At 42.3% G+C, this 17441-nt stretch carries 16 protein-coding genes and 1 riboswitch; of the genes, 9 read left to right on the plus strand and 7 right to left on the minus strand.

Going from position 1 to position 17441, the window contains the following annotated elements; genetic code table 11:
* Positions 1 to 112: 112 nt before the first annotated feature.
* The gene (locus tag ACJ9PY_RS02435; protein ID WP_411740225.1) at positions 113 to 1600 is read left to right on the plus strand and encodes a cadherin-like beta sandwich domain-containing protein; all 1488 of its coding nucleotides are present in this window, start codon (positions 113 to 115) and stop codon (positions 1598 to 1600) included.
* Between the two features lie 64 nt (positions 1601 to 1664).
* Here the strand turns inward: ACJ9PY_RS02435 and ACJ9PY_RS02440 are convergent, their stop codons facing one another.
* From ACJ9PY_RS02440 to ACJ9PY_RS02450, 3 genes are all read right to left on the minus strand, one after another.
* Entirely contained in the window at positions 1665 to 3290 is a 1626-nt protein-coding gene (locus tag ACJ9PY_RS02440) for a PAS domain-containing sensor histidine kinase (RefSeq protein ID WP_057278515.1), read from the minus strand.
* A 116-nt stretch (positions 3291 to 3406) separates the two neighbouring features.
* The gene (locus ACJ9PY_RS02445) at positions 3407 to 4063 is read right to left on the minus strand and encodes a TVP38/TMEM64 family protein (protein WP_411739428.1); all 657 of its coding nucleotides are present in this window, start codon (positions 4061 to 4063) and stop codon (positions 3407 to 3409) included.
* Positions 4064 to 4186: 123 nt separating this feature from the next.
* Entirely contained in the window at positions 4187 to 4672 is a 486-nt protein-coding gene (locus tag ACJ9PY_RS02450) for a QueT transporter family protein (RefSeq protein ID WP_034306030.1), read from the minus strand.
* Between the two features lie 6 nt (positions 4673 to 4678).
* Positions 4679 to 4723, minus strand: a riboswitch (PreQ1 riboswitch).
* Between the two features lie 172 nt (positions 4724 to 4895).
* On the opposite strand from ACJ9PY_RS02450, the gene ACJ9PY_RS02455 reads away from it, so the two are divergent.
* Positions 4896 to 5417: a YbaK/EbsC family protein gene (locus ACJ9PY_RS02455; protein WP_063595345.1), complete on the plus strand. Its 522-nt coding sequence runs from the start codon at positions 4896 to 4898 to the stop codon at positions 5415 to 5417.
* Between the two features lie 105 nt (positions 5418 to 5522).
* A complete protein-coding gene (locus tag ACJ9PY_RS02460; RefSeq protein WP_057278518.1) occupies positions 5523 to 6335 on the plus strand; it encodes a hypothetical protein in 813 nt (270 codons plus the stop codon).
* A gap of 83 nt (positions 6336 to 6418) precedes the next feature.
* Here ACJ9PY_RS02460 and ACJ9PY_RS02465 read toward each other — a convergent pair whose 3' ends face one another.
* On the minus strand, positions 6419 to 6718 hold the full coding sequence (locus ACJ9PY_RS02465) for a DUF3892 domain-containing protein (RefSeq protein ID WP_411739429.1): 300 nt from the start codon (positions 6716 to 6718) through the stop codon (positions 6419 to 6421).
* A gap of 276 nt (positions 6719 to 6994) precedes the next feature.
* Between ACJ9PY_RS02465 and adhP the strand changes: the two genes are divergently transcribed.
* Positions 6995 to 8008 (plus strand): alcohol dehydrogenase AdhP, encoded by a 1014-nt coding sequence (adhP, locus tag ACJ9PY_RS02470; protein ID WP_034306567.1) that lies wholly within the window; start codon positions 6995 to 6997, stop codon positions 8006 to 8008.
* Positions 8009 to 8050: 42 nt separating this feature from the next.
* On the opposite strand, the gene ACJ9PY_RS02475 is transcribed toward adhP, so the two are convergent.
* Genes ACJ9PY_RS02475 through ACJ9PY_RS02485 form a run of 3 tightly spaced genes read right to left on the minus strand, consistent with a single transcriptional unit; the run spans position 8051 to position 12257 of the window.
* Entirely contained in the window at positions 8051 to 9478 is a 1428-nt protein-coding gene (locus tag ACJ9PY_RS02475) for a sigma-54-dependent transcriptional regulator (RefSeq protein ID WP_063577501.1), read from the minus strand.
* Positions 9479 to 9482: 4 nt separating this feature from the next.
* Positions 9483 to 11096, minus strand: coding sequence for a sensor histidine kinase (locus ACJ9PY_RS02480; RefSeq protein ID WP_063577500.1), 1614 nt, complete (start codon positions 11094 to 11096; stop codon positions 9483 to 9485).
* 12 nt (positions 11097 to 11108) lie between these two features.
* Positions 11109 to 12257 carry an iron-containing alcohol dehydrogenase gene (locus ACJ9PY_RS02485; protein WP_098865703.1) on the minus strand — a complete coding sequence of 383 codons (1149 nt, stop codon included), beginning with the start codon at positions 12255 to 12257 and terminating at the stop codon, positions 11109 to 11111.
* Positions 12258 to 12528: 271 nt separating this feature from the next.
* On the opposite strand from ACJ9PY_RS02485, the gene ACJ9PY_RS02490 reads away from it, so the two are divergent.
* The 5 genes from ACJ9PY_RS02490 (at position 12529) to ACJ9PY_RS02510 (ending at position 17252) form a co-directional block, all read left to right on the plus strand.
* On the plus strand, positions 12529 to 13932 hold the full coding sequence (locus ACJ9PY_RS02490; RefSeq protein WP_411739430.1) for a M28 family peptidase: 1404 nt from the start codon (positions 12529 to 12531) through the stop codon (positions 13930 to 13932).
* Positions 13933 to 14167: 235 nt separating this feature from the next.
* Positions 14168 to 14593: a DUF5082 family protein gene (locus ACJ9PY_RS02495; protein ID WP_063577498.1), complete on the plus strand. Its 426-nt coding sequence runs from the start codon at positions 14168 to 14170 to the stop codon at positions 14591 to 14593.
* On the plus strand, positions 14593 to 14880 hold the full coding sequence (locus tag ACJ9PY_RS02500) for a YwqI/YxiC family protein (RefSeq protein ID WP_034306007.1): 288 nt from the start codon (positions 14593 to 14595) through the stop codon (positions 14878 to 14880). Before ACJ9PY_RS02495 ends, ACJ9PY_RS02500 begins: the two co-directional genes overlap by 1 nt.
* Complete coding sequence (locus ACJ9PY_RS02505) at positions 14877 to 16769, plus strand: ribonuclease YeeF family protein (protein ID WP_411739431.1); 1893 nt, start codon at positions 14877 to 14879, stop codon at positions 16767 to 16769. Before ACJ9PY_RS02500 ends, ACJ9PY_RS02505 begins: the two co-directional genes overlap by 4 nt.
* 12 nt (positions 16770 to 16781) lie before the next feature.
* A complete protein-coding gene (locus tag ACJ9PY_RS02510; RefSeq protein ID WP_098184956.1) occupies positions 16782 to 17252 on the plus strand; it encodes a hypothetical protein in 471 nt (156 codons plus the stop codon).
* Positions 17253 to 17441 lie beyond the last annotated feature (189 nt).

Raw genomic sequence — 17441 nt, forward strand, 5'->3', positions numbered from 1 at the left:
TTTATACCAAATAGGCATCCTCCTTTTGATATAAACTCCATTAAGAAATAATTAAGGTTCCTTTAGTAATCTGAGCCTATCATGTTTAAGGAATTTGGAGGGATAGGTTTTGATGAAGAAGGGATTAAAAGAAACAAGTGTGAAGGTGATCTTGGTTGGTTCCCTTGTAGGGATGGGAACATCCACTTATATGCCAGCGACAGAAGCTGCGGAAGGCACTTCTGTCATTTTGGAAGAGGCACAAACGGTAAATAGTCTTTTAAAGCTAGAGATAGAGGGTATAGAACTGGATCAAAAGTTTACAGAAGACGTACACAACTATAGTTCAACAGTGGGGAATGATGTGGAAAAGATCACCTTGCTTGCAGCAAGCCCTAACGAGAATGCAGCCATATATGTGAATGGTGTCAAAATGACGGATGGTAAATTGAAGGATTTAACTCTTCAAACTGGCATGAATACGTTTGTAATCACCGTCAGCGATGGGGAAAATGAAACCGTTACCTATACTCTCAAGGTCGAAAAACATGAAAGTGATGATAACCTTTTAACATCGATTGGATTATCAAAAGGCTCATTAACATTCGATTCTAAGGTGACAGCTTATCATGCTTCAGTTGAAAATGAAGTCCAGTCGGTTACGGTAACTCCGACATTGAGTGACAGTAAGGCAATTGTAAAGGTAAATGGAAAGGATGCAACCAGTGCAGGTGTAAAGGTTACCCTTCCAGTCGGTAAGACAACGGTGAAGATAACCGTTACAGCGGAAAATCGTGATGAAAAAACATATACACTCACGATTACACGGGCTGCAGCCGTAGCAAAGGAAAAGGAATCGAAAGCTGCTCCAAAAGAGGATGAAGTTCAAAAGGCCCCCTCAACAGGAACGAGTAAAGCCCAACCTTCCACGGGTAAGGGGAATAAATCTTCTTTATCATCAGCAGAATCCTCGGATAAGGGGAGTAAAACATCTTTAACATCAGCGGAATCCTCCAATAATCAAAAGCCAAGCAGTGGTGTCAGTGAAGTAACGAATGCACAGCAAATTGAAAGTATTTCAGCACAAAAAGTGAAAACGGATTCTATTGAGAAAGTAACGTCCGCAGATTCTTTAGGCGAAGAAGGCAATAATAGACCAGTGTTGAACAGCCTGACGGTATCATCCGGCGTATGGAACAAATCTTTTGAATCTAATGAGCATACCTATCATATAGAGGTCGATAATGATATTTCTTCAGTCGAATTGAATGCAACGACAAATGCCAGCGGAGCAACGATTGAATATGACGGTGCGAGCAGTGCAAAAGTGAAGATCAAGGATAAAGCGAAAACGGCCATTTCCGTTACCGTTTCAAAGGATGGGGAGCGTCGTACTTACGTCCTTGTTTTCGAAAAGGACATGGATGTTGAAATGGATGAGGAAGGAACCGTGGATGATGTCAAAACAAAAGAGGTGGAAGTTGAGGCAGCGCAAACGAGTACAGCTGGTATGACGGTGAGCGAAACATCCAATGATTCAGGAGGCCAGACTAATGGGAAACAACCTGTTGAGACGGTTTCATTCTTTGGGAATATAAAGGAATTCTTCACTCTCTGGTAAAATAGGATGGTTTTGAATCCTGCAAAAAAAGGACAAGGTTCAGGCTTGTCCTCGAAGTTCATATTTATATGGGCAAAATGATTTGGACCTCGGTTCCTTGGTTCAGTTCACTGTTAAACCGGACCTTTCCCCGATGCGCCTCAATGATTCGGCAACTGACTGTCAGTCCTAATCCGGTTCCTTTTTCTTTTGAAGAATAGAAAGGCTCTCCAAGATGTTTTATGCGGTTTTTTTCTATTCCGCTACCGTTATCTTTGATGGTGATGGAAAGGTTATTGTTCATTCGTTCAAAATCAATCCAAATGTGGTCGGCGGATGCCTCCATGGAATTCTTGAGCATGTTTATGAAAACTTGTTTTAATTGATTTCCCTCACATAATAGAAGCGGTATTTCATTTTTGACAGATATTGATATTTTGGTGGGGTACGAGTCCGCCTCTGGTTTCAACAAGGTTTTGACATCATTCATCAGGTCGATGATTTGATGTTTGCTGAATGGAAGTTCCTGTGGTTTTGCCAGAACGAGTAACTCGCTTACAATAAGATTGATCCGGTCCAATTCACTTAACATGATCGTGTAGTATTGTTCAAAGGGATGGTCGCTCTTTTTAAGCAGTTGGACGAAACCTTTTAAAGAAGTCAGCGGATTTCGTACCTCGTGGGCTACACTTGCGGCAAGTTCGCCGACTATCGATAATTTTTCGGTTCTTCTTAAGCGTGCTTCGGTTTCTCGAATTTGAGTGACTTCTTTAGCATAAGTAATGATTCCGACTAAATCCTCGCCAACCATCATCGGGACAAACGTACAAGAAAGTAAGATGGACTTCCCGTACTTCGTCAGGAATTCTATATCTTTCCCTTTTTTGATCCCCTTTTGGTTTTCCATGACATATTGGCATGATGTACGGATCAATTCCGCGTCTTCTGCTGAAAAATTCAAATTAATGAATGAAGCGCCATGTATTTCTTCCTGTTGAAAGCCTGTTACCGTTTCAAACCTTGGATTCACGGTCGTGATCATTCCATTTAAATCAAGCATCAGCATCGGATAAGGGTTGTGCTCAAACAATGATTTATAGCGTTGTTCGCTATCAAATAATTGATTCTCCGCGACAACTCTTTCAGATATATCCCTGCCAATGACGACTAAGCCTTTACGTGAACCATCTTCATTGAACAGGGGAACTTTAATCGTATCAAAGGTCTTGTGATTGCCATCGGGAAGAGGGATGATTTCCTCGCACCTAGTAATTTCCCCCTTTACCCACGTTTCTTCATCGGAAATTTCACAGTAGATCAACGATTCTTTATAAAATTCGGTGTATTCTGCGAGCTCACTGTCTCTTTTTCCCTTATAATCTACATGCTCCAATTGAAATAATTGCAGCCCGAAGGTATTGGATTCAAGCCATCGGCCATCCCCATCCTTGAAATTAACGAAATCCACCATTGAATTGATGAGTGTGCGCCGACGTTGTTCCGCCTCTTTTAATCGTTTGAATTCTTCCTTTTTAGCTAAATAAAGATATAGAATTAAGCCTATTGATAAAAGGAAAACAATGCCTTCCGCCCTTTGGAGTTGAATGAAGACCTCTTTATTATGGATATTTGTAGTTAAAAAATAGTCGAATACGACTAATGTAAGAATCCCGGATAGGATATATATTGCTAAGATGGAGCGTTTGGACATGGAGATTCTCCCTGTTTTTAAGACATTTCAAAGGTAAAAATACATACACATTTTAACAAACTATCGGAAAAAAATATATGCAGAATCTCTAAATAAAAAAACAGGGGCCAATGTGGTCACCTGTTTTTTCTGAAGAGGGTTAGTTTCTTCTTCTTTTTTGCACGCTTATAGATCATGAAGAATAGTAAGAAGAGGAGTGCAAGAGCAGCTAGCGTATATTGGTTCATTTCAACAGATAGCAGTCCATAGGGAATCAGTGATAGGAAGAAAAAGTATATAAGGTTGCCAAGTGCCGTCGCCAATAAAAAGTCTTTGAAAGTGACGGTGCTGACTCCGGCTGCCAAGTTAATTAAGCTTGTGGGGATAAGCGGGAAAATCCTGCCTGTAAACACGTACATGAAGCCATGCTCCACTACAGATTCTTGCCACTTTTCACCAATCTTCTTTAAAAGAAGCTCCTGAAACCAGTTTCTTGCTGCATAAAAAATGAATCCTGAGGCAACAACACTTGTAAACCAACTCCATAGATAGCCATATATGAATCCGAATATCGTGACATTGATGGTTAGGAGCAAAATTAAGGGGATGATTGTAAAAGAATTTTGTACAAACATCAATACGAATGTCACAATAAATGTAAGCAAAAGATTTTCCTTCAATATGCCAATAACAGAATCCAAATCACTTTTCCAAACCAAAGTGAACAGTTCTGCATTAGAGTATATAAAATTTGCGATTACAAGTAGACCGATTATGGTCAGGACTTTTTTCAAAGGGCCACCACCATTCTTACTAATAGTTTATCATTTTCGAGTTCAATGGTGAAAAAAAAGAGCTGCCGCATCATGCAGACAGCTCTTTTCCATTATAGTGGCTTAACGGCCCGGAGATTCCTTTTAAAGCCACTTTTCAAACTGAATTCTTTTGTTCATTCCATAAATGATTGGCGCTCCAATCAAAAGGACAACGAACTCACCGACAGCTGTAGTCATCCAGCTTAGCCAGAATGGCAAGCCAAAGGCAAGGTTCAGTTCAATTGCAATTAAAAACATTGTGAACGTGAAAAAGATAATCGTAGCGACCATACGTCCTTTAATGCCTTTTATGAAACGAGACACATAAATGACAAGCAATAAGGCGAGCAGGGATTGGCCCACCCCAAAAATCAAATCATATGGCACCATCGGCGAAAAGAGCAGATTCGATATGAAGACTCCTCCAACGATACCGTAGATATACTTTTTATTGAATACAATCAGATGATTCAACATTTCCGGTACACGGAATTGGAACATCTCAAAAGCTATTGGTTTAAACACCAATGAGACCGCCACATACAAGGCAGCCAATAACCCGTTTATCACGAGTGTACGAACATTCATTTTACTCTCTCCCTAGTTTTTTATCGTGGGATGGTTACGAACCACGTGCAGGCGTTTACCCGATGTTTAATAGTAGCCCATGTAAGCTTGTTTCGTCAATTTGTAAAGAATGGTTTTAATTTATAGGTTTCCAATCAGATGAAGCAGCACAATTGGATTTTGAATTATTGCAATGAAGGATGATATTATTTCAATATGTACATAAAAAGGAGTGAATATTAATATGTCGATCGAAAGTGTCAAAAGCCATTTTAAACAATGGAATCGGGAAGGCGACGTAAAGGAGTTCGAAACATCTAGTGCCACGGTGATTGAGGCAGCGGAAACCATCGGTGTTATCCCAGCGCGGATTGCCAAGACCCTTTCCTTTAAAGGGGAAGGTGAACACGCGATTTTGGTCGTTGCCGCAGGGGACGCGAAAGTGGATAATAAGAAATTTCGTCAGACGTTCGGTTTCAAGGCACGAATGCTTTCACCTGATGAAGTGCTTGCACAGACCGGCCATGCAATCGGAGGCGTTTGCCCGTTTGGCCTGGCAAACGATTTAGCTGTTTTTCTTGATGTATCGATGAAGCGCTTCGAGTCATTGTTTCCGGCTTGCGGCAGTTCCAACTCTGCAATAGAACTTACACTCGCTGAATTATTTGAATATTCAGGTGCCAAGGATTGGGTGGATGTTTGTAAGGGGTGGGAAGAAAAGGGGAATGTGGAAACGGCAGCAGGAAATGCAGTTGATGGCATTTGATGAATGGGATGGAGTCCACTAAAGTGAACTTTATTTGGGGCCGCATTCATTTCTATTATTAAAGCGGAAAACGGGCAGAAAGTGTTCCTGATCGGAGGTTGAAAGATGTTAAATGGAAGCGAAAGAAAAAGCAATAGCAGCTATCTGAGTCTTAAAACTCTTTATGAAGAAAATATAACGGTTAAGAGCATTGCCCAGGAACTTGAGTTTTGCCATAAAAACGATCTGGCGCTGGATATCCAGAAAGCAATGAAAAAAAAGAATTTTGATATATTGGCAGTCCAAGATCAAGGGGAAATCATCGGATATATAGAAAGGCAAGAACTAGGTGAGGGAAGTATTTCTGAATATATGAGAAACTTCTCACCAAGGGAAATGGTTTCGAATTCAACCCCTTTGATCCAGCTTCTCCATATTTTTAAGAATAAGACAAGGGTGTTCGTATTAGAGAATAATTCAATTAAAATGTTGATTACCCATGCCGACCTCCAAAAGCCTCCGATCAGGATGCTGATATTTGGATATATTACCTTATTGGAAATGAGGATGAGCGATATCATCCTTGATAGATTCGGCGATGGCAGCTGGTATCCAATGATCAGCGAAGACCGTTTAGAAAAGGCAACCGAATTATATAAAAGGAGAATCGATAAAAATGAGGATATCAATATAATAGAGTGCCTGCAAATCAGTGATAAATTCGATATTATACATAAAGATAAAGAATTGAGGCACTTCTTCCAAATCCCTTCGAAAAGTAAAGGGAAGAAGGATGCGAATGCCATCCGAAAATTACGGGATAAGATTTCCCATGCTAATGAACTGGGTCTGGACATGTCATGGATGGAAATCATCGAGGTTGTCGAGTCCTGCGGCCGACTGCTCGAAATCTCTGAATCCTATCCTTATGAAAAATAAGATCCGGCTAATCATGCTGGTTCTTTTTTTTGCGCATCCAGATAGAAAAAAACTGCCCGTATCAGGCAGTCTCCCCGAAAAATTCAAAACTCCGGCAGTTGATCCAGGTTATTTTCTTTTATCCCATCGGGCTCACTCCGTAATATGTCACGTCCATATTTATGAAAGACGTCAACGTTGGCCAGGTTGCCAGCTTTGGCTTCCGCAAGGGCTGAGGGGTAGTCGTGTTCGCGGCCGGAGTTCGTTTTGATGGCGATAATATTGTCCTCTTCATTTTTCCTTACGGCGATGATTTCTTCTTTTCCTGCTGCTGAATCACTTTGGTTTGCTTGCGGTGTTCCCTGCTGTTTATATGACTCATAGGCTTCTTCAAATTTGTCCATGTTTTAGGCACCTCCTATTTATAGGGTGAACCATTTTTCCTGCAATATACAAACCGGATTTCGTCCAACTTGAGCCGTTAATTCGTCCAAATGGGCCGATCTTTCGGCACTTTTTTTTGTGAATGCTGTCGTCTTGGCCTTTTTGCAGTGGCATGGCACTTGCATCTTGTATAAGTAGTAGCAAGAAATAATATTCACTAGATTAAGGGAGGAATAGTAATCATGAATGTAAAACAAGGGGAAAGCACTGTAAATGCAAAACAACAGGTCAAGACAATGAAAGCGGCGGTCGTCAATGAATTTAACCAAAAACTTGAGATTAAGGAAGTACCGATTCCGGAATTGGAATATGGTGAGATATTAGTGAAAATTAAAGCCTGTGGCGTGTGTCATACCGATTTACATGCTGCACATGGTGATTGGCCGGTAAAACCCAAGCTTCCGCTTATCCCGGGACATGAGGGTGTGGGCATTATAGAAAAGGTGGCGGAAGGCGTAACTTCCTTGAAAGTGGGTGACCGTGTTGGGATCCCTTGGCTTTATTCGGCCTGCGGCGATTGTGAATATTGTCTGACCGGCAGGGAAACGCTTTGCCTGGATCAATTGAATGCAGGCTATTCCGTGGACGGCGGGTATGCGGAGTATTGTAAAGCACCAGCCAAGTATGTGGTGAAGGTTCCTGAAGGGCTTGACTTTGCGGAGGTATCACCGATTTTCTGTGCAGGTGTAACGACTTATAAGGCGCTTAAGGTATCAGAAGCAAAACCTGGCGATTGGGTAGCGATTTATGGAATTGGCGGATTGGGACATGTTGCCCTGCAATACGCAAAAGCGATGGGCTTTAATGTCATTGCTGTCGATATTCAAGATGATAAGCTTGATCTGGCAACGGAACTTGGGGCGGATTACACGGTTAATGGGCTTAAGACCGATCCTGTACAGGCCATTAAGGATAAGGTTGGCGGCGTGCAGGCATCCATTTCTGTGGCGGTTACGAAAAAAGCATTCGAACAGGCTTACAGTTCAGTCAAGAGAGGCGGCACACTTGTCGTAGTCGGATTGCCGAATGATGAACTTCCAATCCCGATTTTTGATACAGTGTTAAATGGGGTGACTGTAAAAGGGTCCATCGTCGGGACGAGAAAAGATTTACAGGAAGCTGTTCAATTTGCGGCTGAGGGTAAAGTCAGAACGAATATTGAAACAAGAAAGCTTGATGAAATCAATGACGTGTTTTCAATGATGGAAAACGGAGAAATCAACGGCCGCATCGTTTTGACGCTAGAATAGGAACAGAGGAGGAAGCCCTGGAACGGGGCATCCTCCTTTTTATTATGTCTGGCTCTTCTCATTTAATATATAGCGCAATTTCCTTATGGATATTTGCAAGCGTTTGGCAGCTTCATTCCGGTTGCCGTAGGTTTTTTGCAGTGCCTGCATGACGAGCTCCTTTCCAATTGTTGATTGAAGCTGTTTGATTTCCGTAAGGATTTCTTCAAGCATCAGTTCATCCTTCTCATTAAAATCAGCCACCAGCCTTTTTCGCCACTCTTCAAGAAGGTTTTCTGTTGACTGTATCTCAGGTGACACATTTTTGTCAGGTGTGATCTGGCTGTTGGATAGTGAGATATCATTGGCGGTTATTACTGACTTATTGTCTGCAAGAGTTAGCGTGCGCAAGACCACATTAGATAGTTCGCGTATGTTGCCTGGCCAGTTGTATTGCTGTAATTTTTCAATGGCTTCATTGGAAAATGAGATATCTCCATGACCATTTCTCTCAACCAAGTGTCGGACAAGCAACGGAATATCCTCTTTTCGGCTCCTTAATGGCGGGATATCCAGAGTCACGACGTTCAGTCGGTAAAATAGGTCTTCCCGAAATTTATTCTTGTCCACTGCCTTTTGCAGGTTTTCATTGGAGGCCGCCACTAACCGGGCGTTCGTCCGTAATGTCACGCTGCTGCCAACCCGCATGAATTCCCGCGTTTCCAAAACCCGAAGCAATTTGACTTGAATGGCCGGACTTGCATCCGCAACTTCATCAAGGAAAAGCGTCCCGTTCCCAGCAATTTCGAAAAAACCCTTTCGCAGCTGGGTCGCTCCGGTGAAAGCGCCCTTTTCATGACCGAATAATTCGCTTTCAAGCAGGGATTCAGAGATCGCTCCGCAATTGATGCCGATAAAAGGTTCATGGTTTCGGGGGCTGGCTATGTGGATGAAGCGTGAAAGCACTTCTTTCCCGCTTCCGGTTTCTCCTTCGATTAATACATTGACGGATTTTTGGGCAACCTTGAAGGCCGTTTCAATCAAATTCTTCATTAAAGGACTTTCACCGACAATGAGTCCTGAATCCTCGGCAAGCTTATGGATGAAATGCTGGTTCAAAGCTTCATTTTCATTCAATAGGTTGTCAATCTGCCTTTCCAGTACTTCAATATCCACGAAGGGTTTTTCCATGTAATCACTCGCGCCGAGTTTCATGGCATCAACAGCGGTCTTGACGGTGCTGTATCCGGTCATGATCAGTACCTTGCAACGCGGCTGAAGTCGTTTTAGATGCTGCAGGAGGGAAAGTCCATCGCAATCCGGAAGCTTCAAATCTATCATTGCGACATCAAAACGCTGCTGATTCCAGTCGATTTCATGAAACTCCTTCCCGCTATTCACAACTTGTACGAGGTAACCTTTCATCGTAAAAAGGCGGGATAGAAAAGTACCAACCTCTTTCTCATCGTCTACCACAAGTAAATGAATCACCTTATCATCCCCTTTCCTCTCCTTGTATAGGAAGCCTCAGAAAAAAAGTGCTTCCATGTCCTGGTGTGCTCAAAACGTCGATCTTTCCGCCATGGTCCTTGGCGATGCCAAGGCTTACAGACAGCCCCAAACCTGTTCCCTTTTCACGGTCTTTAGTCGTATGAAAGGGATGGAATATGAAGGGAAGGCGTTCTTGTTCAATCCCCGTTCCGTTATCAGTCACCTGAACCACCATGAACTTGTTTTCTGAATAGGTAGCGATCGAAATCGATTTTTCCGTTTGCGCAGACTCATCCAATGCGTCCTTGGCATTCAATAGCAAGTTGATGATGATCTGTTCGATCTGCGGCTGGCTGCCCTTTATGAAAGGAAGGTCTTCCTGAAGGCTAAGATGGAGGGAGATTTGCTTCTTCCCAAGTTGGAACTTCAATAGGTTCAGAACCTGGTGAATGGCTTCGTTAATAGAGTAATAGTGGAACCTATACTCATCCTGCCTAGAAAAGGTAAGCAGGCTTTTCACGATTTGCCTGCATCGGTCCCCGCAAATCTTAATGTCGTCCAATAGCATATAATCCGGATTGTCCTGTGGGGTTTTCCGTAATAAAATTTGCGAGTTACCAAGAATGGCCGTTAATGGGCTGTTCAACTCATGGGCAATCCCAGCTGCCATTTCACCAATCGCCCCAAGTTTACCGGCATGTAATAGCTGGACTTCCATCTGTCTTCTTTCGGTGACATTTTTATAATAAGCAATGACCCCATATACTTGATGCTCCTTATTCTGAATCGGGTAAGCATGCATTTCCAAGATGGTATCATGCTGAAGGAGTATTTCCTGAAACCCTGGCTTATTAAATGAAAAGGTATCTTGAATCAGATTTTGTGATTTTTCAATTAAAGGAACCAAGTTGGAAAAGCCCCTGGCTGAATCATTGGATTGATAGACCGTTCCTTTGTGATCGAAGACGATGATCATATCTTCAACTGCCTTGAATGTATCCTCCCACTCCTGTTTGGAATGAAGAACTTCCTTATAAAGCTGGGCATTCTCCAAAGTTAACGCAAGCTGATTGGATAGTTGCTCAAGAAATTCGAGTTCATCTTCCTGCCATGTTTTCTTTTTCTTCCTGCCGAAAGTCCAAATTCCGATTTTTTTACTTTTTCCGTATAAAGGGACTAATAGAAGTGATTCGATCTCAAGGGATAATAGACGATCCTTTTCTGGGAAGTCCGGTAACTGGTTAACTTCCACCTGAATCGGCTGCTTTTCTTTCAAGGCCGATGAGAATTCCTGAAAAGGGTGTAACAGGTTTTTGGGATCCATTTCAAGATCGCAGTGACCATTAGGGCAGATGTGAAGCAGGGCAGGTTCTTCCTCATACAATATGACAAAATGACTGTCATCGAAGGTAATGAGCTGCTTAAGTTTTTCAATAACATTTCGGAGAATCTCTTGGATGTCGATTTCCATATTCATATTTTTTGTGATGTCATTCATGATTTCAAGCTGCATATTCTTCTTCTTCAGCTGATCCACGGTTTTCTTAAGTTCCGTGTAATACGTTTTTTTTGAAGATTTAACGCCTGTCATTAAATCTATCAATTCATGTTTGTTCATGCTTTTCACCTCTTATAGGGCTGTAAGAAGCAGCTGATTAATCTGTTCTAATGACATATCACGGGGGTTTGTGATCATGCAGGCATCCTCAAGAGCGGTCATCCCTATGGGATCTATCATTTCTTTCGTAATGCCGACATCACTTAAACTCTTGGGAGCCCCTATATCCCGGGATAATTCCCTTACGAAGTGAATGGCAGCCATTCCTGCTTGCTGCTCCGTCAATGCCCGTGTATCGATGCCCATGATGTTTGCAATCTCGCTGAATCGCCTTGGTGAGGCAATTCGATTGAAATCCATGACATGGGGAAGGAGTATCGCATTGATTTCACCATGCGGAAGGAGGTACTTGCCGCCTATGGCATGTGAAATGGCATGAGCAGCTCCCAAAATGGCATTCGAAAAAGCCAGTCCAGCCTGCAGGCTCGCCATCGCCATCGCTTTTTTTGCTTCCTCATTATGCCTGGATGCAACAGAGGGGCGTAAGTGGCGGGAAACGATCGAAAGCGCGTTTTTAGCTTGTACATCGGTCAAAGGTGTCGCAGCGATTGAAACATAGGCTTCAATGGCGTGGGTTAACACATCCATTCCGGTAGCTGCGGTCAAATCCGGTCCCAAGGTGGTTAAGGTAGCAGGATCGACTATTGCAATATCGGGGACGAGTGATTTTGAAATGATCGTCATTTTTTTCTCGCGGAATGAATCGACGATCACCGAAAACTGGGATACTTCCGAACCCGATCCTGCAGTGGTCATGATCATCACCATGGGAGGGAGGGGAGAGTGGACTTTATCAACACCTTCATAATCACTGATGATGCCGCCATTCGTTACTAAAAGGGCTACCCCTTTGGCAACATCCAAAGCACTGCCTCCGCCCAAACCGATGATGGCATCACATTCTTGTTCTTTAAATGTCAAACAGCCGGCTTCGATCTCCCTGTCCTTCGGATTGGTTGTCATTTCAATGAAGGTAGCAAAAGCAAGGCCTGCATCTTGGCAGGATTCAATGACTTTATCCAACCAGCCAGCATTGGCCACCCCGGAGTCGCTTACGATCAGCGCCTTTTTGGCACCCAGCCGCAAGCAGGCCTCGCCAGCTTGTTCAATCGAGCCTTTACCGAAAATCACTTCCGGCATCACGAATTTAGTTATCGACATCTTTGCGCCTTCTCCCTGTAAAAATTCAATATCTTCTGTATTATTTTCCCGAAAAAGTGCGAAAATCCTGTTTGGATTACAGGTATTTTTATATAATATGACAAAATATTGAATGGATAAGGTCTTTTGATGCAGGTCAAATAGCTTGGTAATTTCTTGTATTTGTAATTTCGGTACTTTAGACATGCATGAATAGGGATAAACCTACCTAGTTAGTAATTTCTATATATTGTAAAATCGTGGGTGAAACTATTAAACTGGGAGGCATTCTATGAAAAAACAATTTCTGTCGTTAACATTAATCACAGTATTGACACTCGGGACAGCCGGGACAACCACCGCATTATCAGCGCCACTTTCATCGCCGGTGCTATCAGCGCCATCCATGGACAAGCAAGTCATTAAAAGAATCGATGCCGATAAAATCTACAAGAATATTGAATACCTCTCACAAACACCTCGGGTGGCCGGTACGGAAACTGAGTATAAAGCCGTCCAATTCATCAAAAAGCAATTCCGATCTTATGGCTATAAAGCCGATATCGAAGAGTTCAGTTTTTTATCTTATACAGACCCAAATCTGGTCGAGCTGTCCGTTGCCGGATTTGATGGGGAAATCCAAGCGAATCATTTAACCTATTCAGTTAATGGGGACCTGTCCGGTGAAGTGGTATATGCCGGTTTAGGAACAAAAGAAGAGCTTGAGCAAACCGATGTTGCAGGGAAGATTGCCCTTATACAAAGAGGGAACCTCACTTTTGCAGAGAAAGTATTGAATGCAGCGGAAAAAGGGGCAGCGGGAGTCATCCTATTCAATAATGCAGATGGGGAATTAAACGGGACACTCGGAGAGGATAATGACAAGTTTATACCATCCGTCACGATCACCAAAAAGGATGGAGAAGCCCTTTTGGAAAAATTGAATGATGGAGTCAAATTGACAGCATCATTAAAAATAGAAGGTGCCTATTCCGGAGAAAAAACCTCTTATAATGTAGTGGCAACGAAAAAAGCAACAAAGAACAATAAAGCAAAAAAGAGCGATATCATTTATATTACCGGACATCATGATTCCGTCGCGGGGGCACCCGGAGCGAATGATGATGCATCTGGAACATCCGTCACCCTTGAACTTGCCCGTGTTCTGAAGAATCTTCCTACAGATACGGAAATTCGCTTCGTCACCTTTGGGGCAGAGGAAAATGGATTGTTGGGTTCGCAGCATTATGTGGACAATCTCCCTGATGATGATATCAAGCGGACCATTGCCAACTTCAATCTGGATATGGTGGGAAGCAGGGATGCCGGAGATTTGGTCATTTTGACTAATGATGGAGAAATGAACCTTGTAACCGAGCTGGCCCAGGCATCAAGTACAAGACTGAATGGTGAGCCGACTCCATATGGACAAGGCGGGAGAAGTGACCATGTGTCATTTGCTGAGGCTGGAATACCCGCTGCTTTATTCATCCACAGTCCATCAGAACCTTGGTATCATACTCCTGATGATACCATTGATAAAATCTCAAAAGAAAAGCTTCAAGATGTTGCTGAAATTGTCGGCACAGCTGTCTATGACCAAGCAAAAATCGAAGCTAAAAAACCTGATTTCAATCATAAAAAAGGGAAAAAAGTGAAAGTTCCGCATTTATTTGGCGAAAAGGAATTCAAATAATGCAGTAAATATTCAGAGGGTGCAGCCTGCACCCTTTCTTTATGTTTAAAAATGGAAATGAGAGGGTAAAAAGTCTAATTTGGAATTGGAGCGTGCGGGCTGAATCTCCTAATTCCGTAGCATAAATAGCTTATTTATCCCTATTTAACTCTAAGACTATAATCCTTATAATAAAAATTATGAAAAATATGACAGTCTACATAATGAGAATAGTATGTTTGAGGTGATTTTTTAGGTGTATGCAAATTCATTGAGTGAAATTCACTCTGCCCTCTCCAGTAAAACTTCCGATGTGAATGAAAAAATCAATCGTTTGGAGCAGGCAAAAAGACAAATCAAAGAAGAACAGAATGCTTGTCTTGGGGAAATAGCTAAAATTAAAAACCCGGACTTGGCAAAAAGCTGGACGGGAAACCGGGCAGAAGACTTTCAAGATGCCCGCAGTGATGCATACAAGGCAATGTCAACGATCATTCATGATGATTATGATGACTATCAAGAGAAAATCGACGGTAAAATCATGATGCTTAATATAGAGAAAAAGGCTCTGAGTGCAGCAGGTACGATAGCACATGAAGCGGATGTTCTTTTAGGCAAAGGAGAAGCCGTCATAGATCAATTGGAAAGCAAAATATCATATTTAAAAGGGTGGTTGTTTTAATGACGACAATCAAACTGAATCATCCTGCCGTAACGAAGCAAGTCGATCAAGTGAAGACGGCACTTGGTACAGTCACGCTTGGAAATTTACCGGCAGGCGAGCTTGGCAACAATAAATTGGAATTCACCTCGAAATGGATCGATCGCGAAACGAACCTGGAGAAGGTCTTTGAGCAATATATCAAAATCGTCCAGAAAAATGTGGAAGATACCCGTGCTAACATTGACTTATTAAAAGAACAGGATGAAGCCATCGCCCATACGTCTTCACATGGGTACCAGCGATGAAGATATTTGAAGCCGAGACATTGACGGCCGCAACCAAGTCGCGCGCCAAGCAATATGAAGAACTAAAGAAGGAAGTCGCAGCCCTGAAAAAGGAATTTCAGGGCATTGTCGGCCTGGATGACGAGTTCCAGGGAGCCGGTGCTACCGCCATCAAAAGCTTCTATGAAGCACAAATCGAGGTGGCGGACGCCTGGATGGAATTATTCACAACCCAGATCAGTTTTTTGGAAGGCATACCGGCCAATCTGGAAGAAGCGGACCTCTCCGGAAATACGGTGGTCGAGGTCCCCTTTTTAGATGGCGAAGTCTCAAACGGCATCAACCAAGCGAAGTCGCTTGTTGATCAACAAGCGAACGACCTTCAAAGGATCCTGAATAGCATTGACGATATCCTGCCTCTTGATATGTTCAACCAAAAGGACTTTAATGAAAAAATCACGCTGGCCGGACACAGGCTGGATGACACCGTGACAAAGGTCGAGAATGTCGACCGGCAATTGGTCGAGGAATATGATGTGTCCATCGGGCAGGAAAACGTGGCCGTTGGCCTCTTCCGTGCCTTGCTTGATGCCACCAAACAGGACGGCAACATTTCGCCGATGACATTCAACCAATCGGCATTCAAGAGCAGTGACGTCTATCAAGTGAAGGATGAAGTCGCCGGTCAGATGAAAGACTATCAAACCTTCAAAAAGGAACAAGCGGAAGCCCGGAAAATCGAACAGGAAATGGAAGAACTCGAAAATCGTCCATGGTACGAAAAGGCCTGGGATACGACAAAAACCTTTACAGGGGAATTCACGGGATATTATGATTCAATCAGGGCCTCGACCGGAGTCGATCCAGTAACGGGCCGCAAGCTGTCCGATGCCGAACGAATCGCCGCCGGCGCCATGGCCGCCGCTGGATTCATCCCCGTCGTCGGCTGGGCCGGACGGGCCATCAAAGGCGGCAGCGCCCTATACAAAACGGCCAAAGGACTCAACGCAGCGAACCACGCGCTCGATGCCTATAAAACGACAAAAGGCTTTAGCCTCCTCCAGAAAACCGAATACGGGATATACGGACTCCTCGCAGCCAACGGCCTCGGCGAAGCGGCCACAGGCAAAGACATGTTCGGCAACCAGCTAACCGAGGAACAGCGCCAGAACGGGCTTTTGATGGCACTTGGCATCGGCGGTGTGGCAGGTGCGGCGAAGTATGTGGATCATAAGTTTAAATTGAAGAATAGCTTATCTACCACAAAAGTAATTTCAAAAACAAGTGATGGTATAAAAAAGGTAGTAAATGAAAATGGTTATGAAGTCGATGATTTTATAAAGTTATTACATCCCGATAGAGTATTAAATTTAACAGAAAAAGATATTGTGGCTTCAATTAGGAATCAAATAGGCATTCCATCTATAGGGACAATAATGGCTAAAACTATTCCACAAAGGGATATTTATAAATACTTATATGATCCTGATTATAATGGTGTTAGAGGCTTTACTGCAGTTAAAGATGATTCTATAAAATTAAAGACTTTACATGATCATTATGAAGGAGCAAGATTGGATTATAACAATACTGCCTATAAAGTTACTAATGGTGTAGATGGAATTTCACAATCTATTGGAGGACCCGATAGATTTTATGGTGTGTTTGAATATCGGTTAAATGACCCAAGTAAAGTTTCAATCCCGAATTGGGATCCAACTCCTGAATCTTATCCATATACAGGTAGAGGGTTTACTGGCAGCAAAGAAGTTGTATTACCAGAATATTATCATACACCTAGACAATTTGAAGATGGTGACATACTTGATATTAAGGATGCAACTACTGGTGAAAAACAAATGAGTTTTATATTTGATGGAGATATTATGGAATGGATACCTAGAAAATGAGGTGAATAAAATTTGAAATATGCAACATATAATCAAAAGGATTATCACTTGAATATTCGAAATGACATGTTAAGGCTGAGAAGTAATACACCAGATCCAGGATTTCAAGAACTTATTGATTTAGGGGGAAATAAACATCCTAATCTATATATCAAGGTGGTAGCTATAGAAGAAGTGAATTTTGCTTATGAGCTAGATTTTTTAGTGACTTATAAGGGGAAAGAGTTTAGTCCTTATTCATTGGGCGGGCATATCTTGGATGAAAATGAGATTTCATTATTTAGTATGGATAGTAATGATGTAGCCTGCTATGGATTCGAAAAGCAAGAGCAATTTGTTTTTAAAAAGGACGTGCCTCTTGACGACATAGAGTCGATTATTGAGGTGAAAAAACCAATATTAATATTTGAAGATTTACCTGAAAGCAGGAAGGTTATACCAAGGGGAGAAGTTAGAGACTATATAATGAAGTTGGATAATTAATTATGCGCTTTGGGGCTGGAAATTATTTATTCATTGTAATAAACGAATATAAAGACTGAGCTACTTAAGAAGACCTTAACAAATTTTTGTTAAGGTCTTTTAATATTATAGGGGAATGGTATAGCTGATAATCTCAATTTGGAAAAGGCGGTTCTGTCGATGCAGGACTCATTCAAAAGATTGCTTTTA

It is taken from the genome of Peribacillus sp. S4 (assembly GCF_046715815.1).
Taxonomy (GTDB): Bacteria; Bacillota; Bacilli; order Bacillales; family DSM-1321; genus Peribacillus; species Peribacillus frigoritolerans.